The following is a 21039-nucleotide window of genomic DNA, read 5'->3' as shown; positions in this document are numbered from 1 at the left end:
TTTTAGAATCCGGGGTCCCGAGCACGGGGTTTTCGGACCCGGGTCCGGCGGGTTACTTGCCCGCGGAAGCACCGCTGAGATAGGCGGCCAGCGCCTGTCCCGCCGGGCGCGGAGTGAAACCGGCTGCTTTGATCTTGGCCAGGTCCAGAACGCTGTTCCGCGGCCGGGGGGCGGCGTCCGGCTTCGAGGCGAAATACTCGGCCGTGCTGACGCCCGTGACGGATTCAGGATCCGCACCGGTGAGCCGGTAAACCTCGGCGGCGACGTCGGCCCACGAAACGGGTTCCCCCTCATTGGTGAGGTTGTAGGTACCGTAGGCTGCCCCGGTCTCCAGCAGGTGCCTGATGCCGGCGGCAATGTCCTCGGCGAAGGTGAGGCGTCCTATCTGGTCATTGACGACGCTCGGTGCCACACCCCGGGCAGCCAGCGAAGCCATGGTCCGCACGAAGTTGCTGCCTTCGCCGATCACCCAGCTGGTACGGATGCTGTAGTGCCGCGGGACGGTGGACGCCGCCGCATCGCCGGCGGCCTTGCTCTGCCCGTAGACCCCCAGCGGCGACACCGGCGTTTCTTCGGTATAGCGCTCGAGGCTCCCGTCAAACACGTAGTCACTAGAGACATGGACCAGGGTCAGGCGGTGCCGGGCAGCAACCCGGGCCAGCCGGGCCACGGCCGTCGCATTGACTTCCCAGGCAGCCGTCCGGCCCTCCGGGGTCTGCGCGTCATCCACGGCGGTGTACGCCGCAGCATTGATGACGACGTCGTACTCCGGCCAGTTGATCGCCTCGCTGGCGGCTGGATCGGCAAGATCAAACTCAGCCCTGGTGGCGAACACGGCGTTGCCGTGATCGGCAAAGCAGGCCTTCAGCGCTGACCCCAGCTGTCCGCCGGCGCCCAGCACCAGCAGCCGCTTTCCGGGCATGGGCGTGACCTCGGGAAGGTAGGGATGGGCCTTGTCCTTGGCGGAGGTCTCAGCCTGATCCAGCGGAATAGGCCAGGGAATTGCCGCGGTGGGATCAGCCAGGTTCAGGAAGGTGTATTCCTGCTGCGCGTCGGCACTCCAGTGGTCGTTAACCAGATAGGCGTAAACCGTTCCGTCCTCCAACGTCTGGAAGGCATTGCCTACGCCCCGGGGAATGAAGATGGCCTGGGACGGATCCAGCACATGGTGGAAGGTGGTGCCGAAGGTCGGGCCCTCCCTAAGGTCCACCCAAGCGCCGAAGACCCGCCCGGTTGCCACCGAGATGAACTTGTCCCATGGTTCGGCATGGATGCCCCGGGTGGTGCCGGCAGTCTCGTTGAAGGAAATATTGTTCTGGACCGGACCGAAATCGGGCAGCCCCAGCGATGCCATCTTGCTCCGCTGCCAGTTTTCCTTGAACCATCCCCGGTTGTCGCCGTGGACGGGGATGTCGAAGAGGACGACGCCGGGAATAGGGGTGGGATGGGACGCCAGATCCTTGGAGAACAAATCGGCGGTGTCGGCGGAGCGGCTCACTGGCCCTGCTCCAGGTAGCGGGCTTCGGTCTCGGCCTTGCGCGAGCGCCACCACGCTTCGTTGTCCAGGTACCACTTGATGGTGCTGTTTAGACCTTTTTCAAAGCTGGAGAAGCGCGGCATCCAGCCCAGCTCGGTCCGCAGTTTGGTGGAGTCGATGGCATACCGCAGGTCGTGCCCGGGCCGGTCCGTCACATGCTCGTAATCGTTCCGGTCCCGTCCCATGTGCTCCAGGATGAGTTCAACTACTTCTCTGTTGGTCTTTTCTCCGTCGGCGCCGATGAGGTACGTTTCGCCGATTCTTCCGTGTTCCAGGATCGTCAGCACAGCTGAGGAATGATCATCCGCATGGATCCAGTCGCGCACGTTCTCACCGGCGCCGTACAGCTTCGGGCGCACGCCGTCGATCACATTGGTGATCTGGCGGGGAATGAACTTCTCGACATGCTGGTAGGGGCCGTAGTTGTTGGAGCAGTTGCTGATGGTCGCCTGCAGCCCGAAGGACCGCACCCACGCACGCACCAGCAGGTCCGACCCTGCCTTCGTGGAGGAATAGGGGCTGGACGGGTTGTACGGGGTGTTCTCGGTGAAGCGGGCGGGGTCATCAATCTCCAGGTCGCCGTAGACCTCGTCGGTGGAGATGTGGTGGAAACGCTTGCCATACTTTCGCGCAGCCTGAATCAGCGTGTAGGTACCGATTATGTTGGTGTCGAGGAACGGGCGCGGATCGTGAAGGGAATTGTCGTTGTGCGATTCGGCTGCGTAGTGGACCACGGCATCGCACGTTCCGGTCAGCTCTTCCACCAGGGCCTGGTCGGTTATGTCGCCCTGGACGAATCTAAAACGATCAGCCGGAAGGCCGGCAAGGGAATCGAGGTTTCCAGCGTAAGTGAGCTTGTCAATAACGGTGACATGGGCGTCCGTCTCTGCAAGTGCATAGTGGACAAAATTTGATCCGATGAACCCGGCGCCGCCGGTGACAAGTATCCGCTTCATAGTCCCCAAGAATACCGGATTTGCTCCGCGGCTCCGGCAGCGGCGAAGATGGCCATATGCGCGGAATCATACTTGCCGGCGGGACCGGATCCAGGCTTCACCCCATTACGCTAGGCATCAGCAAGCAGCTGGTGCCCGTCTATGACAAGCCGATGATTTACTATCCGCTGTCCACGCTGATCCTTGCCGGGATCCGCGACATCCTGATCATCACCACGCCGCATGACTACGAGCAGTTCCAACGGCTCCTCGGCGACGGCTCCCAATTCGGCGTTAACCTCACCTACGCCAGGCAGGAATCACCCGACGGCCTGGCCCAGGCCTTCATCATCGGGGCCGAGCACATCGGTGACGAGAGCGTTGCCCTGGTCCTCGGCGACAACATCTTCTATGGGCAGGGCATGGGCGCCCAACTCAAGCGGTTCGCGGACATCGATGGCGGTTCCATCTTCGGATACTGGGTTTCAGACCCGCGGGCCTACGGTGTTGTGGAATTTGCGGCGGACGGCCGCGCAGTCTCGCTCGAGGAGAAACCGGAGAACCCCCGGAGCAGCTACGCCGTTCCTGGGCTGTATTTCTACGGCAACGACGTTGTGACTATCGCCCGGGACCTGAAGCCTTCGCCCCGCGGAGAACTTGAAATCACAGATGTGAACCGTGTCTACCTGGAGCAGAACCGCCTGCACGTGGAGGTCCTCCCGCGCGGCACGGCCTGGCTGGACACCGGGACGTTCGACTCGCTCAACGACGCCTCCAACTTCGTGCGGACAGTCGAAAGCCGGCAGGGTCTGAAGATCGGGGCTCCCGAAGAGACGGCCTGGCGGCAGGGATTCCTTTCCGACGAGGGGCTGCGCCACCGCGCCGAGGCACTGGTGAAGAGCGGCTACGGCCAGTATCTTCTGGGTCTCCTGGAGCAAGGTACGCAGAGCGGGCGATAGCCCCCCCGGCAGCTCCCGGAATTGAAAGAAGCGCCAGGCCGGGATTTTCCGGCCGGGCGCTTCCTGTTTGTCTGTTGAGCAGCTAGATCTGCTGTGGAGGCCGTGCCGCATGGGCGGCGCCGGCATCGCTGCCGGGGGAGCCAATTTCCCGGACTTCTGCCCTGAGTTCGATCAGTGCGGACTCCAGGATGGCCACCTCCTCGGCAAGGATTCGGGTTTCATCCTCGACCACTGAGAGTTCCCAAGAAAGATGCAGGGCTACTCCCATCAGCAGGACGATGCTCATGGCGAAGAGCAGGTTGGAGGGAACCTGCACGCCCAGCCAGCCGGATATCAATGCCAGGAGTTGAGGCCAGCCCGCGAGAACCAATGCCCCTCCGCCGACCAAGAGCCACAGGACCGCATACTTTTCACGGAGTTTCTTGCGCCGGAGCATAATCAGCACCAGCATGACCATCACGAGGGAAAATACAAACGCAGCGAGGACAGCCATGTTCATGCCTTATCTGACGAGACCCGTGACTTGCGGCGGGTTAACGCAAGCAGCAAGGCGAATACGGAACGAAGCAGGTAGATTGCCGACTTGGCCGGATTGTGGCTCGGTACCCCGCCCTGCCGCACGCGCATGCTGACCGGCACCTGGGTGACCGAGCAGCCGGAACGAACTGCCACCACCAAGGAATCGATGGTGTCGCCGAGGTACTCGGCCGGGTAATGGTCGATGTATTGGTTGATGGCCTTGATGTTTCCGGCGCGAAAACCCGAGGTGACGTCCGTCAGCTTGGTCTTGGCCAGCCGGGAAATGACGGCGGCTAGGAAGTTCATCGCCCATTTCCTCGGGCCCGAGACCTTGTAATCGCCTTCTTCAGCGAAACGGGCACCAATCGAAATATCAGCTGACTCCAGCCCCTGAACCACGCGTTCGATGTCCTGCGGATCGTGCTGCCCGTCGGAATCGACTTGGATGACGCTCTGGTACCCATTGGCCCTGGCGTACTTGAACCCGGCCCGCATGGCCCCGCCGACTCCCAGGTTGAACGGGAGCCTGAGCACCGCCGCGCCGGCCTCCCGTGCCAGCCGGGCGGTATCGTCGGTGGAACCGTCGTCGACTACCATGACGTCGTATCCCTTACCCAGGCCGAGGACTTCCCGAACGGTGTTGCCGACGGTCTCCCCTTCATTCCAGGCAGGCATGATTACGAGTAGCTTGGGCGGGTCCGGCAGGAGCATGGGAGTGGTCTCTGGATCCTTATCCTTGTTGGCAGCTCGTCACGTGTACCGGGGCCGGATGGCCCCAGTTTAAGGATACGGGACAACAGTACCGCTGCGGCGGTCACAACTACCGCGCACAACAGCCCATCTTATCCAGTTCAATCCTGGTTGCCAAAGCGGGGGGCCTGCAGTGTTCAAGGGCGGTCGGCTCGGGGGAACCGACGGTTCAGCCGGGCGGACCGCCTCCGCCTGGTCACTTGTTCCACCCGACTTCGAGGCGACGGCGTGGACCTGCTACTTCCCGGAATTGCACATGGTGCTAACATCGTAGCCGACCCTTCCGCACGCGGCACCGGGTGTTGCACCCACTGCGGGGGCACTAGGGCGCGGGGGAAGCGGATCCATCGACCTTGCAGGTCCCGTTATTGGCATCAGGAGCTGAGTCCGTCCATGTCCCATGGAAAAAGCAGAGGGTCTGGCCCTTCGTCAGCCTCGGCAACTCTGCGGGGGGTCGTCCTCGGCCACGCGGGAAAGTACCTGACCGTGGGTGTGCTTTCCTTTGCAGTCGATTTCCTCCTGCTGATCCTGCTGCACGAATTCTTCGGCGTTGATCTCTTGATTGCCACACCTGTTGCATTCCTGGCCAGCTTTGCCCTGAATTTTTTGCTTTCCCGGTTCTTTACTTTTCGAGGTACTGGAGCCAAGGGCACCAGCTTTCTCAAATATGTGGCACTGGTCGTTCTTAATACCGTTGCCGCAAGCCTCATCGTTTCCGGTTTTGAGGCGTTGGGCAGCAGTTACATGTTGGGGAAGGTCCTTTCGACGGCGGCCATGACCGTCTGGAACTTCTTTGCCTACAAGTATTGGGTGTTTGCTGGCAAGGACGCCGCTGCGCCAAACGGCGCCCAGGCGCCGCGGCCGCCCGAAACGGTCACCTGAGGCCCGCTGTACATCCGGGAGAGCGCAGTTTCGGGCCCGTTCTGGCCACCTCAGGTGTTTCCGGGGATAGAAAGCGGTAAGCTTCCCCTACTTCGCGCCGACATACCCGTTCTGCCCGCACCGCAGGCACCACGGCAGGGGGAACCGGTGCCGCCCCTGCGGCTTTGGCGGGCGGACCGTCCCTGCAGCTACGGACACCTATGAGGAGGAGCATGCACACTATCAAGCTAACCGCGCCCCTCTTGCTGCTCACGACGGCTGCCATGGTCACCGGCAGCGGGTTTGCCGCCGAAGCAAGCCATGCAAGCGGCGACACGGCCAGCAGCCGGTTCACCGGGATGGAGGCACTTTTCGGTCCCGTAACGTGCGGACTGCAGACAGGGGGGTGCTTCCTCGATGACAATGGTTCCTCCTCAATGGTCTGGGGGCTCCGTTCTGCCTGGGGCGGCGGAGAGCCTTCCCCGCGGGAGAGCCCAGCCGCGGATGAAAGGGAAGACCTGCCCGTCCACCGGGACCTCGAGGGCCCGGACAGTACGTTCGTCGTCGTCAACAAACAGCGGCCGCTGGCTCCCGTTTCCTACATCCCCGGCGACTTGGTCGGCGTGGACGGACAGCTCCTGCGGGAGGCTGCAGCCTCGTCCTTCGCACTGCTGAAGGAAGCCGCGGCGTCCGAGGGCGTGGAGCTGGCCGCTGTCAGCGGTTACCGTTCCTACGAAAGCCAGGCGCAGCTTTATGCCGGCTACTCGGCCCGGTACGGCCAGGCCACCGCCGATACGATTTCCGCACGTCCCGGCCACAGTGAGCACCAGACCGGACTTGCGGTGGACATAGCCGCTCCGGACGGCACCTGCTCGCTGCAAGCCTGCTTCGAGGACACGGCGGCGGGGAGCTGGGCAGCAGAGAATGCCCATCGCTTTGGGTTCATCGTCCGCTATCCGGAGGATGCGTCGTCAATAACGGGCTACGCGTACGAGCCCTGGCATCTGCGCTTTGTCGGCGCCGATCTCGCACTGAGCATGCACGAGCACCCGTCGGGGACCCTCGAGGAGCATCTGGGCCTGCCGTCCGCCGAGCACTACTGACCCAGCCGAATACTCGAACCGGGTAACGCTACCCGGTTATCCACATGCCCGGCGGCTACCCTCGCCAAAAACGGCATGCACTCCTAGTCTGTTGGCCGTGGCCCGCAGACGGGCCGCGCCAGTCTCGCGTCAGGGCGGTCTCCTCCGTCCCTGCGTGCTGAACCGGGGGGACAGCAGTGGATGCGGTTGCAATTGTGGAGGACGAGGTCCGGGAACTCATTCGGGTCCGCGGCCTGGATCCCGGAAGCCAGCTCGCGGAAGTCCGCCGGCTGGTTGCAGAGGCAGTCACGGATTACGACGAGCGGTCCCTCCTGGGGTCGCTGCCTCCTCTGGGCGTGCTGGAACAGGCCCGCCGCCGGGTCTTCGACGCCGTGGCCGGATTCGGCGCCCTGCAGCCGCTGCTCGACGACCCCACGGTTGAGGAAGTCTGGATCAATTCGCCCACCGAGATCTACGCTGCCCGCGACGGACGGTCCGAGCTGACCTCCCTGGTCCTGTCCGCGGACCAGGTGCGGGATTTGGTGGAGCGGATGCTGAAAAGTTCAGGCCGCCGCCTGGACCTGTCCTCGCCTTTCGTGGACGCCTCGCTGCCCGACGGGTCGCGGCTGCACGTGGTCATTCCCGACATCACCCGGCGCCACTGGGCCGTTAACATCCGTAAGTTCATTGCCCGTGCCAGCCGGCTGGAACACCTGGTGGAGCTGGGAACCCTGACCCCGCAGGCAGCCAGGTTCCTGGGTGCGGCCGTTGCCAGCGGGCTGAACGTCCTGGTCTCCGGAGCCACGCAGGCCGGCAAGACCACCATGCTGAATTGCCTGGGAGCATCGATCGGACCGCGGGAACGGGTGGTCACCGTGGAGGAGATCTTCGAACTGCAGCTGCCGCTGCGCGACGTGGTGGGGCTGCAGTGCCGGCAGTCGAACCTCGAGGGCATGGGGGAAATACCGCTGCGGCGGCTGGTCAAGGAGGCGCTTCGCATGCGCCCGGACCGGCTGATCGTGGGCGAGGTCAGGGAGGCGGAGAGCCTGGACATGCTGATTGCGCTGAATTCAGGCCTGCCGGGCATGTGCAGCGTTCACGCGAACAGCGCCCACGACGCAGTCACGAAAATCTGCACCCTTCCCCTTTTGGCCGGAGACAACATCTCCAGTGCGTTTGTGGTGCCCACCGTCGCTTCCTGCATTGACCTGGTGATTCACTGTGCGCGGAACGCCGCGGGGAAACGGCAGGTGATGGAGATCATGGCCCTGGGCAGCCGGGTCGAGAACGGAATCATCGAATCGTCGTCCATTTTCCAGCGGACCGACGGCCGGCTCGAAGTCACTGCCGCCTCCATGCCCGCACCCGAGAAGTTTGCCCGCGCCGGCTTCAACGTCGCGGAACTCCTGGAAGTGCAGCCGTGAGCGCGGCCGCGGGGCTCCTGCTGGGGCTCGGACTGTTCCTGGTCTGGCGGTCCTGCTGGGTGGTGCCTCCGGTTGCCGCCCGCAGGCCGCGCAGCAGCCGGCTGGAGGACGAACTGCTGCAGGCCGGTATCCAGCGGGTGACCCCGCATGCCGTTGTTGCCGCCAGCGTGGCTGCGGGACTCCTGGTTGCAGTTCTGGTGTTTGCCGGAACCGGTGCGGTGCCGGTGGCCGCCTGCTTTGGCCTTTTCGCCTCCGGTGTTCCGCTGGTCCTGGTTCGCTGGCAGGCCCGCAAACAGCGCACTTCGCGGGCCGAGCTGTGGCCGGACGCAGTGGACCACCTGCGCTCCGCCATCCGGGCGGGACTCTCCCTGCCCGAGGCCCTGATCCAGCTGGGCGAAAACGGGCCCCGGGAGCTGCGGCCGCCGTTCCGCGAATTTGCCGCCGACTACCGGGCAGGCGGCCAGTTCGATTCCGCCCTGACGAGGCTGAAAGCCAATTTGGCGGACCCCGTTGCTGACCGGATCGTTGAAGCGCTGCGCCTGACCCGGGAAGTCGGGGGATCCGACCTGGGCCGCCTGCTGGGCACCCTCAACCAATTCCTCCGGGACAACGCCAGAACCCGCAGCGAACTGCTGGCCCGCCAGTCCTGGACCGTCAACGCCGCCCGTCTGGCCGTTGCTGCCCCGTGGATTGTCCTGATGCTCCTGGCCACCCGGCCCGAAGCGATCAGCGCCTACAACTCTGCAGCCGGAGCAACGGTGCTGGTGGCCGGAATCGTAGTGTCGGTTGTCTGCTACCGGCTGATGCTGCGCATCGGAGCCCTGCCTGAAGAGGAACGGGTCCTGAGATGACAGCGCCGTGGTTCCTTGCCGTCTGCTGCGGCCTTGCCCTGGGTTCCTCCGTCTGGTTTGCTGCCCTGCGGCTGCCTCCGCTGCGCCCGGTCACCTTCAGTGAACGCATCGGACCGCAGCTGCGCACCGGCGGGCACGGCTCGAGGCTGCTTTCATCGCCGGCGGGCGACCTCACCCCCTTCGGGCCGCTGGAACGAATCCTGCGGCCTGCCCTCCTCCTCGCCGTCCGCCGGCTGAACCAGCTCAACCCTGTCACCCGGGATCTGGAACGCCGGCTGGCCCGCGCGGGGAGGAACATGACTGTCCTGGATTACCGGGCGGAGCAGGTGCTATGGACCGGAGGCGGCTTCCTTGCCGGCGGCGCGGTCACCGTCTGGCTGGCCAGCATCGACAAAACGGGCGTCACCGGAGTCATCGCAGGCACCATTCTGGGCGCAGTCCTCGGATTCGTGCTCAGGGACTACCGGCTGAGCTCGCAGATCAAGAACCGCGAAATACGGATGCTGGCAGAATTTCCCAGCCTCGCGGAAATGATGGCGCTCGCGGTGGGGGCCGGAGAAAGCGCGAACGGCGCACTGGAACGCATCGCCCGGACCGCACACGGCGAACTAGCCGGAGAATTCGGGCGCATCCTCACTGAAACTCGCTCCGGCATACCCCTGACGAACGCACTGCAGAACTTCTCGGACCGGGTTCGCCTGGCACCGCTGTCCCGGTTTGTCGACGGGCTGACGGTGGCGATTGACCGCGGCACTCCCTTGGCAGACGTCATGCGGGCGCAGTCCCAGGACGTCCGAGACCTGGCCAAACGCGACCTGATGGAAAGCGCCGGCAAGAAGGAGATCGCCATGATGGTCCCCCTCGTCTTCGGCGTCCTTCCGCTGACAGTGCTCTTCTCGATTTTTCCCGGCATCTCCCTGCTGGGGATTGGACTGTAGGACCCTCCAATGAACTCCAGGACCCTCCAATGAAAGGAACCTCCCATGCGAATCCTCAACGCACCGCAACAACTCCTGCTCCTGCTCGGCACCGCGCTGCTCGTTCGGCTGACCCAAACAGTGCAGGACGGGGACCGGGAACGCGGCGACGTCCCCGGCTGGGTCATGATCACCCTGATGTCGGCCTCGCTTGTTGCACTCATCATGGTGCTGGCACAGGACGCTCTCAAGCTAATGTTCGAATCAGCCATGGCAAAGGTAAACAACACCTGACCGCGCGGAGACGCCCTGCGGGGCCCGCCGAGGAAGGGCGGGACACAGGGTCGGCGGTGGTGGACTTCGTGATGGTCGGAGCGCTGGTGACGCTGCTCTTCATGTCCATTGTCCAGCTGGCGCTTGTGCTGCATGTGCGCAACACCCTGATTGATGCCGCCGCTTCCGGAGCCCGCTACGGAACCCTTGCGGACCGGACACCGGCTGACGGGGCCGAACGCACAGCCGACCTGATCCGGGTTGCCCTCAATGACTCGTGGGCCGAGGACGTGAGTTACACGGAGACTACGCACGGAGGGGTCCGGATGCTCCGGGTCACGGTGCGGGCGCCTCTTCCCGTGCTGGGGTTCCTTGGACCCGGCGGCGGATTGGAGGTGAGCGGGCATGGATTCTTTGGGTACGACACCGCCGGCTCCGGCTGATACCGCGGCTGCGGGCACCGCGGAAGAAACAGCCGATCCCGAGACCGGCAGCGCGATAGTGGAGTTCATTTTCCTGGGGCTGCTGCTGCTCGTGCCCGTCATCTACCTGATTGTGACGGCTAGCCAGGTGCAGGGCGCTGCCTTTGCCGCCGCCGGCGCCGCCGAGTCAGCGGCGAAGGCGTATGTCGCGGCGGGCGACCCCGTCACCGGCGAACAGCAGGCGAAGCTGGCCGCTGAACTGGCGTTCACTGATTTTGGTTTCGAGGCGGGGGGTGTGCTGCTGGACATCTCCTGTTCGGCGGAATGCCTGGCGCCGGGCTCCACCGCGACGGCGCTGGTGAGCTTCGACGTGCCGCTGCCGCTGGGATCGGGTCTTCCGGGGGAGGGCTTTGCCCCCGTGACGGTTGATGCCGCGTCCACTCAGATAGTGGAGCGTTACGGATGAGCGGCCGTGCCGGCGACGCACCGCTCCGCGCCCGACTGCCTTCCTGTCTGCGTTCCCGCCTACGCTCCTCAGGCAGCGGCGAAGAGGGCCAGATCGGGGTCCTTATCATCGGATATCTCCTGGTGAGCCTGCTGGTGCTCACCGTGGTGATGGGGGCATCCGCCCTGTATCTGGGACACAAGAAACTGCTGTCGGCGGCCGACGGAGCCGCCCTTGCCGCGGCGGACACCTTCTCGCTGGCCCCGTCGGGGAACCCGGCCGGGGGACCGGCCGCGGTACTGGCACCTGCAGCCGTCCAAATGGAAGTGGACCGGTACCTCGCGGCAACCAGTGCAGCCGACCGGCTGCCGGGACTGGCTGTCGCCGCCGAAACCGGGACGGCCGACGGGCGGACCGCCCGGGTGGTGCTTACCGGCGTCGTGCATCCGCCGCTGGTGAACTTCCTGGTGCCGGACGGAATCCCGATTACGGCCGTAGCCGAGGCGCGGGCACGGCTGAGCCAGTAGGCGTGCCGGGCTCAGGACGCCTTGGCGTGATCCTGTGCGGCAGCAGGCGGATGGCCCCAGCCGTCGTGGTCGATGTCCAGCAGCTCGCCGTCGTCGCCGTAACACAGCGTGGCAGGCTCTCCAAACAGATCGCAGTCCGGATCCGGGCAGCGGTCCTTGATGGAAGCCCTGTACTCGTTGGAAAAATGCAGGTCCCACTCATCGGTCTTGGTCATGGCCCAGGGATCACCTTCGGCGGCGAGTGCTTCAAGCTCCTCCAGCGTGTATTTTCGCCCCGATTCCGGGTGGCGGACGGGCGCCGGGGCAGGTGTTCCTTCGGCTTTCCGGTTACTCACAGTCGGCTCCTCCTGCGGTTCGGTTCGGAACTGCTCACTGACAAAACCAAGATACGTCCGAAGGCAGGCAAACCCGGAAACGGCAGGCCGGCGTGTGGAAGATGCCATCTGCCGGGACGGCACCGGCAGGGTTTCCCCGGCCAGCGACGCGCCGTGCTCATGGCGTAGGCTGTAATCACCATGGCTGAAATCGATTTTCCCGCGGAGATCCGCGCCCTCAGGTCCACTTTCGCGTCCATCGAGCAGGTCTCGGATGTAGCAGCAATCAAAGAGGACATCGCCGAGCTGAGCGAAATGGCGGGGGTTCCCGATCTTTGGGACGACCCCGCGGAGGCGCAGAAGATTACCTCCAAGCTCTCCCACCGGCAGACCGCGCTGGAACGGCTGGAAAAGCTGGAGTCCCGCATCGACGACCTTGAAGTGCTCGTGGAGCTGGCACAGGATGAGGCGGACGCCGAGTCCAAGGCAGAGGCCGCCGTCGAACTCGAATCCCTCCGCAAATCTCTGTCCCAGCTTGAGGTGGTTACCCTGCTCTCCGGAGAGTACGACGAGCGCGAAGCCGTCGTGACGATCCGCTCCGGCGCCGGGGGAGTGGACGCCGCTGACTTCGCGGAAATGCTGCTGCGCATGTACCTGCGCTGGGCCGAACGCCACGGCTATCCGACCACCGTCCTGGACACCTCCTACGCCGAGGAAGCCGGCCTCAAATCCGCCACCTTCGAGGTGAAGGCACCCTACGCCTACGGAACCCTGGTGGTGGAAGCCGGCACGCACCGGCTGGTGCGCATCAGCCCGTTCGATAACCAGGGCCGCCGCCAGACGTCGTTTGCCGCCGTCGAAGTCATTCCGCTGATCGAGCCCACCGACCACATCGACATCCCGGACAATGACATCAGGGTTGATGTTTTCCGTTCCTCGGGTCCGGGCGGCCAGTCGGTGAACACCACGGACTCCGCGGTCCGCCTGACCCACCTTCCCACCGGCACTGTCGTCTCCATGCAGAACGAGAAGTCCCAGCTGCAGAACCGCGCCGCCGCGATGCGTGTGCTGCAGTCCCGCCTTCTGCTGCTGAAGAAGGAACAGGAGGACGCCGAGAAGAAGGCGTTCGCCGGAGATGTGAAGGCGTCGTGGGGAGACCAGATGCGTTCCTACGTGCTGAACCCGTACCAAATGGTCAAGGATCTGCGCACCGAGCACGAGGTGGGCAACACCTCCGCTGTGTTTGACGGCGAAATTGACGACTTCATCGACGCCGGGATCCGCTGGCGGGCCAACGGCAGCGTCTCCGCGCGGAAGTAACCCGGAAGTAGCGGAAGTAACCCGGAAGTAACCCGCCCCCCCCCCCGGAAGCGAGAATCCGGGCCCGCCCGCGTTGCCCCGGAACGGCAACGCCCTCCGGCAACGCCGGAAAACCCTCAACGGAAGAGGGTCGCAAAGCCGGCAGGTGAATGCCATGATGCTGCTCGGAGGCTGCGGACGACAGCCGGGACCGGCAGGAGCAGCGGGATGGATACTACGGCAAGCGGCAGCGGCGGGGCTCCGCACAGCAGCCCCGCGCCGCACGGAAGGAACGGTGCCGGGCTGGACGGGCGCACCGCCGTCGTCACCGGCGGCGGCGGCGGAATCGGTGAAGCCTGCGCCCGGCACTTCGCCGCACTCGGTGCCAGGGTGACGGTGGCGGACCTGAACAAAGCCGCCGCGGACAAGGTGGCCGGCGAAATCGGCGGCACGGCATGGCACGTGGACCTGAGCGATACCGGTGCCTTGGAGGACCTCGTCCTGGACACCGACATTTTGGTGAACAACGCAGGAATCCAACGCATTGCGGCCCTCGAAGACTTCGACCCCGATACCTTCCGGCTGATCCACCGCCTGATGCTTGAAGCGCCGTTCCTGCTGATCCGGGCGGCGCTGCCCGGCATGTACGCCCGCGGCTTCGGGCGCATCATCAACATCTCCAGCGTCCACGGCCTGCGAGCGTCAGCCTTTAAGAGTGCCTATGTGAGCGCCAAACACGGGCTGGAAGGCCTGTCCAAGGTGACAGCGCTTGAGGGCGGCCCGCACGGGGTTACCTCGAACTGCATCTGCCCGGCCTATGTGCGCACACCTCTGGTGGAAACACAGATAACGGACCAGGCCCGCATTCACGGGATTACGGAGGCGGAGGTCCTGGAGTCGGTGCTGCTGACGGAACCGGCGGTCAAACGGCTGGTGGAACCGGAGGAAGTTGCTTCGCTGGCCGCCTGGCTCGCGGGCTCAGACGCCGGAATGGCGACGGGTGCTTCCTACACACTGGACGGAGGCTGGTCCGCCAGATGAGGATGAAGACCCCGGGCCGGTGCCGTTTCCTTCGGCGGGAGGCCGCAAACGCGCAGGGCCGGAGCGACACACCTGCTGGAATCTGCACCAACGGGTAGAACCGTCGATATAGTCGAACAGCCGGCGCCCTTACCCCAAACCAAGGCCCGTCTTCCGGCCGCATCGACGGGCGCTAAGCAGACATGATCACTTTCGACAACGTCACCAAGGTCTATGACCGCAATTCCAGGCCTGCCCTGAACTCCGTGAATCTCGAAGTTGACCGCGGAGAGTTCGTATTCCTGGTTGGCGCATCCGGATCGGGCAAGTCCACTTTCATCCGGCTGATCCTCAGAGAGGAGCACGCGTCCCGCGGGACCGTATACGTAGCCGGGTCCAATGTCGCCAAGATTCCGAGCTGGCGCGTGCCGCGCCTGCGGCGAGGAATCGGCGTCGTGTTCCAGGACTTCCGGCTGCTGCCGAACAAGACCGTATTCGCCAACGTGGCGTTTGCCATGCAGGTGATCGGCCGCAGCCGGGCCGTCATCCGCGATTCGGTGCCCGAGGTCCTGAAGACCGTCGGACTGGAAGGCAAGGACAACCGTCTGCCCCATGAGCTTTCCGGCGGTGAGCAGCAGCGTGTGGCCATTGCCCGGGCCATCGTCAACAAGCCGGGAATCCTCCTTGCCGATGAACCCACCGGAAACCTGGACCCCACCACTTCGCTTGGCATCATGAAGGTCCTGGACCGGATTAACCAGAACGGCACCACTGTGGTGATGGCCACGCACGACGACGACATTGTCAACGCCATGCGCAAGCGCGTGGTGGAGCTGCACCACGGAAAGATTGTCCGCGACGAACGCGAAGGCATCTACCTGGGCGCACCGCAGACCCAGCAGGGGAGCATCATCCCGGTCAACCCGGATCCGGCGAACGGTGATGCCGGGGCAACGGGCGGCGGAAACGGCTCCGCCGGAGCGGGGGCCTCCAAATGAGGCTGGCATTCGTCCTCGGGGAAATCGGTTCGGGTATCCGGCGCAACCTCTCCATGGTGGTCTCCGTCATCCTGGTCACCTTCGTCTCACTCACCTTCGTTGGCGCAGCCGGACTCCTGCAGCTGCAGATCGGCCAGATGAAGGGGTACTGGTACGACAAGGTGCAGGTAGCTGTTTTCCTGTGCGTGGATTCCTCGACCACTCCGTCCTGTGCCTCCGGACCGGTGACGGACGAACAGCGGGAGGCCATCGAAGATCAGCTCGAATCTCCGGCCTTCGCCCAGTACGTTGCTTCCGTCGACTATGAGGACCAGGCGACGGCGCTGAGCCACTTCCGGGACCAGTTTGCCAACTCTCCGCTGGTTGACTCCGTAACGGCAGACCAGCTGCCGGAATCCTTCCGCGTCTCTCTGGTGGACCCGGAAAAGTACGAGGTTATTAACGAAGCATTTTCTTCCATGCCCGGCGTGGAAACAGTCAGCGACCAGCGCGAACTCCTGGAGAAGGTCTTCTCCTTTATGAATATGGCGTCCCTGATTGCCCTGATAATTGCCGGCGTGATGCTGGTGTGCGCCATTCTGCTGATTGCCACCACCATCCGGCTCTCAGCCTTCAGCCGCAGACGCGAGACCGGAATTATGCGCCTCGTCGGCGCCTCCAAGGCAGTAATCCAGCTTCCCTTCGTCCTGGAAGGCGTTATTGCCGCGGTCATCGGCGCCGTCCTGGCATCGGGTACGCTATGGGCAGTGGCACATTTCTTCATTGGAGCCCTGGCCAAGGCCTATCCCGCAACCGCGTTTATTAGCGCCCAGCAGGTACTGGTGCTGAGCCCGGTCTTACTCGTTGTTGGTGCGCTTCTGGCAGGAATTTCATCACTGCTGACGCTCCGCAGGTACTTAAAGGTTTAGAGTGTTGCAAACTCTGAAAAGAAAGCTGACAAACTCCATGGACGGTTCCATCAATGGTTAGCGCCCACCAACGGCAGTCGCTGACGCCTGCCCTGCGCAAAACCGCAGTAGGCGCGGTCGCCGCGGCAATGCTGACGCTGACCCTTGCCTTCAGTGGAACCGCCGCTGCTGACGAACTCGAAGACCGCAAGGCAGCGATCGAGAGCGAGCAGCAGAAGGTGCAGGAAACCTACGAGTACCTTGACGCTGAAACCAGCCGGAAGGTTGCCGAACTGGCGATCTACCAGCAGCAGCTGCCGGGGGCGCAGCAGGCACTGACCGACGCGGAGGGACGCGTTTCCACAGCAGCGGGCAAGGTATCCGCCCTGACCGACCGCGTGGCCCTGGCGCAGGAAACCCGCAGCACCATCACCGCGCAGATCGAGCAGGACCAGGCGGCGATGGATGACACGCAGGCTGTGATCGGACAGATCGCTGCCCAGGCGTACAAGAGCGGCGGCGTTCCCTCGAGTTTCTCGCTGATCCTGGGCGCGGAGGGCGCCGACAGCCTCACCGACTCCATGGGCCTGGCGGAGCAGGTGCTGCGCGGACAGAACGCCGCCATGCAGGAGCTGTCCCAGCAGAGCGCAACCAACGTCAATTCGGAAGCACGCCTCGCGGCCGTCGAAGAGGAGATATCCAGCCTCAAGGAGCAGGCCGAGGCCGCCCTCAAGCTGGAGCAGGAAGCCCGGGATGCGGCAGCGGCGGAGAAGGCCAAGGTGGATTCCCTGATCGAGCAGACTGCCGCGGCGAACGCGGCGCTCGAAGCCCGCAAGCCCGTTATCCAGGCGCAGCTCGCGTCGCTGGAAACAGCGAAGGCCAAGGCAACAGCGGACATTGCCGAACGGCAGCGTGTCCTCCTTGAACAGGCACGCAAGGAAGAGGAAGCCCGGATCGCCGAGGCGAACCGCCGCGCGGCCGAGGAGGCCGCACGGAACAACCGCCCGGTACCGCCTCCCGAGGTGCCGCCCACCACGCCCACCAACCCCTCGGCCTTTGGCCTGAGCCTTCCCGTCCAGGCCCCGATTTCCTCGGGTTTCGGCTGGCGGGCCACCCCTCCGGGCAGCATCGACTTCTTCGGCACCGGCGGATACCTCCACTCGGGCATCGACTTCGGGGCCAGCTGCGGGACCCCCGTTTACGCCCCGGCGTCCGGCGAGGTCTGGCGGGCGGACCAGGGCCAGCCCGACGGCATGATCGGGACCGGAAACCGTGTGGTCCTCAACCACGGCGTCATCGGCAACAGTGCCCTCGCCACGAACTACTACCACCTGACCAGCTACGTGGTTTCCGTGGGCCAGTGGGTCAACGCCGGCCAGCTGATCGGCTATGTGGGAACCACCGGGAATTCCACCGGCTGCCACCTGCACTTTGAGACTGTGCTGAACGGCGCACTGGTTGATCCGATGGGCCTGTTGTAGGCCTACAATAGAGTTTTCCGTTCATCGAAAAGGAGTTGCACCGTGCCCAAAGAAAGTGGCCGTAAGGTAGTGGCCACCAACCGCAAGGCCCGGCACAATTACGAAATCCTTGACACCTACGAAGCCGGCATGGTTTTGATGGGAACTGAAGTCAAGTCGCTGCGTGAGGGCCGGGCGTCGCTGGTGGACGGGTTCGGCACGTTCTACAACGATGAACTCTGGCTCGAGGCTGCCTACATTCCCGAGTACCTCAACGGCAGCTGGACCAACCACTCCGCCCGCCGCCGCCGGAAGCTGCTGCTGCACCGGGAGCAGCTGGACAAGATCATGCAGAAGACCCGGGAGTCCGGGTTCACCATCGTTCCGCTCCAGCTGTATTTCCTGGACGGACGGGCCAAAGTGGAGATCGCCGTCGCGCGCGGTAAGCGCGACTATGACAAGCGCCAGACACTGAGGGAAAAGCAGGACAACAGGGAAGCCCTGCGTGACATGCGGGAGAAAAACCGGGGCGCCTGATGAGCGGCACCTTCTGGGCGCTGCAGTCCGAGGAGGAAATACCCGAGCACAAGGTCCGTGCCCCCGTGTGGGCCTGGATCGTCACCGGAATCGATCTGCTGATCGTGGTTTCCGTGATCCCCGTCGTGATCCTTGTGGTTGTCCCGTTCTTTTTCGTCTACTACGTGTATCTGGCATCCCTGCTGGTCTGGATCGCACCGGCCCTGGTTGCAGCCAACGCCGCACTGTTCGTCTGGGCGCTCCGGCACCGTGCTGCCGGAAAAGCGGCCCTGAGCATTCTGGGGGTGTTCTTCGCGGCAGTCTCCTGGCTGGTCCTGAAGCTGTGGGAGATGCCGGTCATCATCTTCGGCGTCCGCTTCTAGCGCGGGATAGGCTATAGTTAATCAACCGGTCTGCGGACCGGTTGGAGTTCCAGCCAGTTCCTACGGTTGGTTGATAACTAAACAGGTAGCAATACCTACAAGGGGATGACAGGTTTCGACGGTGTTAGTCGAGACAGGTGAAGCGGGCCGAGGATGCAGGGTTATCTCGTAAACGCTCCTTGCAAAACAATAAGTGCCGATTCAAAGCGCACTGACTTCGCTCTCGCTGCCTAAGCAGCGGGCATAGTCCGTCAGCCCGGGAATGCTCTCGTCCCGGATCCTGGCGTCATTTAGAGGGCCACTGCTGAACATGCTCGCCGTTGGCGTGTTCGGGACTCTTAAACGGCTGGGCCCGGATCAGCTGCTTGTCTGCATGACAGCTGGGGCCAAGAAAATCCGATGCAGACTGCGCCCGGAGAAGCCCTGACAACACGACATCGGACGGGGGTTCAATTCCCCCCATCTCCACAGCAAAACATCCCTTCATAAAAAGCAGGAAAAGTGCCTCCGGGTTCTTTTCCTGCTTTTTTATTTGGCCTTCCCGCCCCTGCCGGCGCGAGTTGTTAGTCACACGCCGCCCGTTTTCGGCACTCGGCCCGCCCGAGTGTGGAGGTACCGGCGGCAGGGATTGCTAGACTGGCAGGAGTCGGAAAACTGATCGCAAGGCAGTGCATTCGGCCCTTCCGCTGTCGGCGGTTCCGCGGATACAGCCGCGCACCGGCGCTGCGGCTCGGCAGCATCCGCCCGTACGCGCTCCGTCCGGGCACATGAGCTATAACCGGTCGAAAAGACCCCTGTAGGAGACGCACCACTTTATGCAAAGCCTGGACCACGGAACACAGTCCGAAGAACTCTGGAACCGCCGCTATGACGACAACGTTGCTGAAGTAAATCAGCTCTGTGATTCGCTGAAGGCGCTGAAGCCCGGCACCGAGGTGCCCTACGTCGACCCGATGCATGACGTGGGAGAGACCCGCATTGTTAGTCTGTTCTCCAACATTGGCACCGCCCACAAGTCCGGTTTCATCACCGCCGGAGATGACGACGCCGTCGCCCGCCTCCTTGGGGTCCACTGGCAGGTGGGACTGCGTCCCGAATACGTCATGCCCTGGAACACCTACCCCTGGTTTGTTCCCGGCGAGCCCAACGGCAAGCTGACCAAGGAACAGATCCAGGAAGGCCTGAAGCCGCTGCTGCGTTTCCTGGCGCTGGTCCCGCGCGCCTCTGCGATCGTTGCCCACGGTACCGAGGCCCAGCGGCTGTGCGCCGCCTTCCTGAAGACGGAAAACCGGATGATCTACCGCCGCAGCTTCAAGATCTACAAGGCACGTTCCGTGGACGGACGGGCGTTCGGCGCAACTGCGGAGCGGCAGGAAGAGGGCCTGGCCACCATGCGGATTGCTTATAAGGATGCGATGGCCCGGACCGGGCTGGCCCTTCCCGGAAACTGATTTCCGCAAACTGAGCGGCACATAAAATGCCAGGCACCCCGCGGCTGCGCGGTGCCTGGCATTTTCTTTTGTCCGGAGCCGGGAAGTGCCGACCCAGGCAGTAGCGGAACCGGGAAGCAGCGGAACTGGGAAGCAGCGCCGAACCTAGTCGTCAGTGCCGGACGGCCGGTCTGCGGCGGGTACATCGACGTAGCCGATAAAGCGGGTGCCGATGCCGTCGTACTCGCCGCGGATGAGTCCGGCGGCCGGAGCCGGCAGGTCGGTAAGCGGGTGGTCCGCGCAGGCCAGAAAAGCGAAGGCCGGCCACCACTTCTTGGGACGGGCGTTCTCCCGGTAGCCGCAGACGGTGCATTCAAGCTCCACCCAGACGGGCCGCTTTCCCGTGCGGTTGGCCCGGGACTGGAGAAGCCACTGGGGCGGATTGGCCTGCAGGTCTGCAAGCTCCTGCTCGGACATACGGGCGGGGATTCCGTGGCGGGTGGCCATTTCAACGGGGATATCTAGGGCAAGGGCAGCCTGGCGTCTGGTAATCATCCCCATCAACGATACGGGACCGCGCTGCCCCTGCCGCGCCCCGGGCCCTGGACAGACCGGAACGGACTCGCCGGAACAGACCGGAGGCCGGACCGCCGTGACGGTCCGGCCTCCGGGCGGCCCGCGCCTAGGTCCCGGCAGGAACCGGGGGCCGACGCTTTGAATTAGTCTGCGAATGCCTGGCGCAGGTTTGCTTCCTGCTCCTTGGAGAGATTGGTCGCAATGAGCTTGGCATCCGGGAAGCTGCTGCGGAACGCGTCCAGCACGCGGTCCTCGACAACATCCGTGGACAGCACAAACAGTGCGGATGTTCCCGGAGTAACTTCAGAACGCACCTGCTTGATGAAGTTGTCGTCGACGCCCACGTCCACCATGGAAGCAGACAGGGCGCCCACCGCAGCACCCACCACCAGGCCGATCAGGGGTACGAAGAAAATCAGGCCGAACAAAAGACCCCAGAACCCGCCGCCAAGGGCTCCGGCTCCCACAAGGTGATGCTCCTGAATGGTGCGGGGCTTTTTCTTATCCTGCGGCCAGGTAACGATGGCTGAATCCTGCACATTGATGAGGCCCTGCGACTGCAGGCTGGAGAGGGTTTCAGTTGCTTGCTCAGCAGCACCTGAGTCCGGGAATTTCCATACGGTCAATGTTGCCATGGCATTGTCTCCAAACGGT

25 protein-coding genes and 1 other RNA gene are annotated in these 21039 nt (G+C 63.9%); 19 read left to right on the top strand and 7 right to left on the bottom strand.

The window, feature by feature from the left end:
• Positions 1 to 52 precede the first annotated feature (52 nt).
• Both M1D40_RS13045 and rfbB read right to left on the bottom strand, forming a co-directional pair.
• A complete protein-coding gene (locus tag M1D40_RS13045) occupies positions 53 to 1498 on the bottom strand; it encodes a sugar nucleotide-binding protein (RefSeq protein ID WP_461169095.1) in 1446 nt (481 codons plus the stop codon).
• On the bottom strand, positions 1495 to 2493 hold the full coding sequence (rfbB, locus tag M1D40_RS13040) for a dTDP-glucose 4,6-dehydratase (RefSeq protein WP_461169094.1): 999 nt from the start codon (positions 2491 to 2493) through the stop codon (positions 1495 to 1497). Before rfbB ends, M1D40_RS13045 begins: the two co-directional genes overlap by 4 nt.
• Before the next feature lie 56 nt (positions 2494 to 2549).
• Here rfbB and rfbA point away from each other — a divergent pair, with 56 nt between their 5' ends.
• Positions 2550 to 3431, top strand: a complete 882-nt coding sequence (rfbA, locus tag M1D40_RS13035) for a glucose-1-phosphate thymidylyltransferase RfbA (protein ID WP_461169093.1) — start codon at positions 2550 to 2552, stop codon at positions 3429 to 3431.
• 82 nt (positions 3432 to 3513) lie between these two features.
• Here the strand turns inward: rfbA and M1D40_RS13030 are convergent, their stop codons facing one another.
• Together M1D40_RS13030 and M1D40_RS13025 are read right to left on the bottom strand one after the other, a co-directional pair.
• Positions 3514 to 3924 carry a DUF2304 domain-containing protein gene (locus M1D40_RS13030; protein ID WP_461169092.1) on the bottom strand — a complete coding sequence of 137 codons (411 nt, stop codon included), beginning with the start codon at positions 3922 to 3924 and terminating at the stop codon, positions 3514 to 3516.
• A gap of 2 nt (positions 3925 to 3926) precedes the next feature.
• Positions 3927 to 4625, bottom strand: a complete 699-nt coding sequence (locus tag M1D40_RS13025) for a glycosyltransferase family 2 protein (RefSeq protein WP_461169091.1) — start codon at positions 4623 to 4625, stop codon at positions 3927 to 3929.
• Positions 4626 to 5186: 561 nt separating this feature from the next.
• On the opposite strand from M1D40_RS13025, the gene M1D40_RS13020 reads away from it, so the two are divergent.
• From M1D40_RS13020 to M1D40_RS12980, 9 genes are all read left to right on the top strand, one after another.
• Positions 5187 to 5582, top strand: coding sequence for a GtrA family protein (locus M1D40_RS13020; RefSeq protein ID WP_461169090.1), 396 nt, complete (start codon positions 5187 to 5189; stop codon positions 5580 to 5582).
• Positions 5583 to 5794: 212 nt separating this feature from the next.
• On the top strand, positions 5795 to 6664 hold the full coding sequence (locus M1D40_RS13015) for a M15 family metallopeptidase (RefSeq protein ID WP_461169089.1): 870 nt from the start codon (positions 5795 to 5797) through the stop codon (positions 6662 to 6664).
• 176 nt (positions 6665 to 6840) lie between these two features.
• Positions 6841 to 8067 (top strand): CpaF family protein, encoded by a 1227-nt coding sequence (locus M1D40_RS13010; RefSeq protein WP_341393576.1) that lies wholly within the window; start codon positions 6841 to 6843, stop codon positions 8065 to 8067.
• On the top strand, positions 8064 to 8918 hold the full coding sequence (locus M1D40_RS13005; protein ID WP_341393577.1) for a type II secretion system F family protein: 855 nt from the start codon (positions 8064 to 8066) through the stop codon (positions 8916 to 8918). Before M1D40_RS13010 ends, M1D40_RS13005 begins: the two co-directional genes overlap by 4 nt.
• Positions 8915 to 9856, top strand: a complete 942-nt coding sequence (locus tag M1D40_RS13000) for a type II secretion system F family protein (RefSeq protein ID WP_461169088.1) — start codon at positions 8915 to 8917, stop codon at positions 9854 to 9856. The genes M1D40_RS13005 and M1D40_RS13000 overlap by 4 nt, the downstream gene beginning before the upstream one ends.
• A 45-nt stretch (positions 9857 to 9901) precedes the next feature.
• The gene (locus tag M1D40_RS12995; protein WP_461169087.1) at positions 9902 to 10129 is read left to right on the top strand and encodes a hypothetical protein; all 228 of its coding nucleotides are present in this window, start codon (positions 9902 to 9904) and stop codon (positions 10127 to 10129) included.
• Positions 10130 to 10185: 56 nt separating this feature from the next.
• Positions 10186 to 10551, top strand: a complete 366-nt coding sequence (locus M1D40_RS12990; protein WP_461169086.1) for a TadE family protein — start codon at positions 10186 to 10188, stop codon at positions 10549 to 10551.
• Positions 10514 to 10996 carry a hypothetical protein gene (locus M1D40_RS12985; RefSeq protein ID WP_341393580.1) on the top strand — a complete coding sequence of 161 codons (483 nt, stop codon included), beginning with the start codon at positions 10514 to 10516 and terminating at the stop codon, positions 10994 to 10996. Before M1D40_RS12990 ends, M1D40_RS12985 begins: the two co-directional genes overlap by 38 nt.
• Positions 10993 to 11502, top strand: a complete 510-nt coding sequence (locus M1D40_RS12980) for a pilus assembly protein TadG-related protein (protein ID WP_461169085.1) — start codon at positions 10993 to 10995, stop codon at positions 11500 to 11502. Before M1D40_RS12985 ends, M1D40_RS12980 begins: the two co-directional genes overlap by 4 nt.
• An 11-nt stretch (positions 11503 to 11513) precedes the next feature.
• On the opposite strand, the gene M1D40_RS12975 is transcribed toward M1D40_RS12980, so the two are convergent.
• The gene (locus M1D40_RS12975; protein ID WP_341393582.1) at positions 11514 to 11837 is read right to left on the bottom strand and encodes a hypothetical protein; all 324 of its coding nucleotides are present in this window, start codon (positions 11835 to 11837) and stop codon (positions 11514 to 11516) included.
• Positions 11838 to 12017: 180 nt separating this feature from the next.
• Between M1D40_RS12975 and prfB the strand changes: the two genes are divergently transcribed.
• The 9 genes from prfB to M1D40_RS12930 all read left to right on the top strand — a co-directional run bounded on the left by prfB (position 12018) and on the right by M1D40_RS12930 (position 19830).
• Positions 12018 to 13136, top strand: coding sequence for a peptide chain release factor 2 (gene prfB / locus M1D40_RS12970; protein ID WP_341393583.1), 1119 nt, complete (start codon positions 12018 to 12020; stop codon positions 13134 to 13136).
• A gap of 207 nt (positions 13137 to 13343) precedes the next feature.
• Positions 13344 to 14156 carry a 3-hydroxybutyrate dehydrogenase gene (locus M1D40_RS12965; RefSeq protein ID WP_461169084.1) on the top strand — a complete coding sequence of 271 codons (813 nt, stop codon included), beginning with the start codon at positions 13344 to 13346 and terminating at the stop codon, positions 14154 to 14156.
• A 182-nt stretch (positions 14157 to 14338) separates the two neighbouring features.
• Positions 14339 to 15133 (top strand): cell division ATP-binding protein FtsE, encoded by a 795-nt coding sequence (gene ftsE / locus M1D40_RS12960; RefSeq protein WP_461169083.1) that lies wholly within the window; start codon positions 14339 to 14341, stop codon positions 15131 to 15133.
• On the top strand, positions 15130 to 16041 hold the full coding sequence (gene ftsX / locus M1D40_RS12955) for a permease-like cell division protein FtsX (protein ID WP_461169082.1): 912 nt from the start codon (positions 15130 to 15132) through the stop codon (positions 16039 to 16041). Before ftsE ends, ftsX begins: the two co-directional genes overlap by 4 nt.
• 53 nt (positions 16042 to 16094) lie before the next feature.
• Positions 16095 to 17501 carry a peptidoglycan DD-metalloendopeptidase family protein gene (locus M1D40_RS12950; RefSeq protein ID WP_341393587.1) on the top strand — a complete coding sequence of 469 codons (1407 nt, stop codon included), beginning with the start codon at positions 16095 to 16097 and terminating at the stop codon, positions 17499 to 17501.
• A 42-nt stretch (positions 17502 to 17543) separates the two neighbouring features.
• The gene (gene smpB / locus M1D40_RS12945) at positions 17544 to 18017 is read left to right on the top strand and encodes an SsrA-binding protein SmpB (protein ID WP_104052511.1); all 474 of its coding nucleotides are present in this window, start codon (positions 17544 to 17546) and stop codon (positions 18015 to 18017) included.
• The gene (locus M1D40_RS12940) at positions 18017 to 18379 is read left to right on the top strand and encodes a hypothetical protein (protein WP_341393588.1); all 363 of its coding nucleotides are present in this window, start codon (positions 18017 to 18019) and stop codon (positions 18377 to 18379) included. The genes smpB and M1D40_RS12940 overlap by 1 nt, the downstream gene beginning before the upstream one ends.
• A gap of 101 nt (positions 18380 to 18480) precedes the next feature.
• Positions 18481 to 18850: a transfer-messenger RNA gene (ssrA, locus tag M1D40_RS12935) on the top strand.
• A 344-nt stretch (positions 18851 to 19194) separates the two neighbouring features.
• On the top strand, positions 19195 to 19830 hold the full coding sequence (locus M1D40_RS12930) for a uracil-DNA glycosylase family protein (protein ID WP_341393589.1): 636 nt from the start codon (positions 19195 to 19197) through the stop codon (positions 19828 to 19830).
• 144 nt (positions 19831 to 19974) lie between these two features.
• Here M1D40_RS12930 and M1D40_RS12925 read toward each other — a convergent pair whose 3' ends face one another.
• On the bottom strand, positions 19975 to 20364 hold the full coding sequence (locus tag M1D40_RS12925) for a hypothetical protein (RefSeq protein WP_461169081.1): 390 nt from the start codon (positions 20362 to 20364) through the stop codon (positions 19975 to 19977).
• A gap of 164 nt (positions 20365 to 20528) precedes the next feature.
• Complete coding sequence (locus M1D40_RS12920) at positions 20529 to 21020, bottom strand: DUF1269 domain-containing protein (protein WP_341393591.1); 492 nt, start codon at positions 21018 to 21020, stop codon at positions 20529 to 20531.
• Between the last annotated feature and the right edge of the window lie 19 nt (positions 21021 to 21039).

It is taken from the genome of Arthrobacter sp. Z1-15 (genome assembly GCF_054792395.1).
Note: the sequence above shows the minus strand (reverse complement) of the source record. Positions and strands in the feature narration are given on the sequence as shown.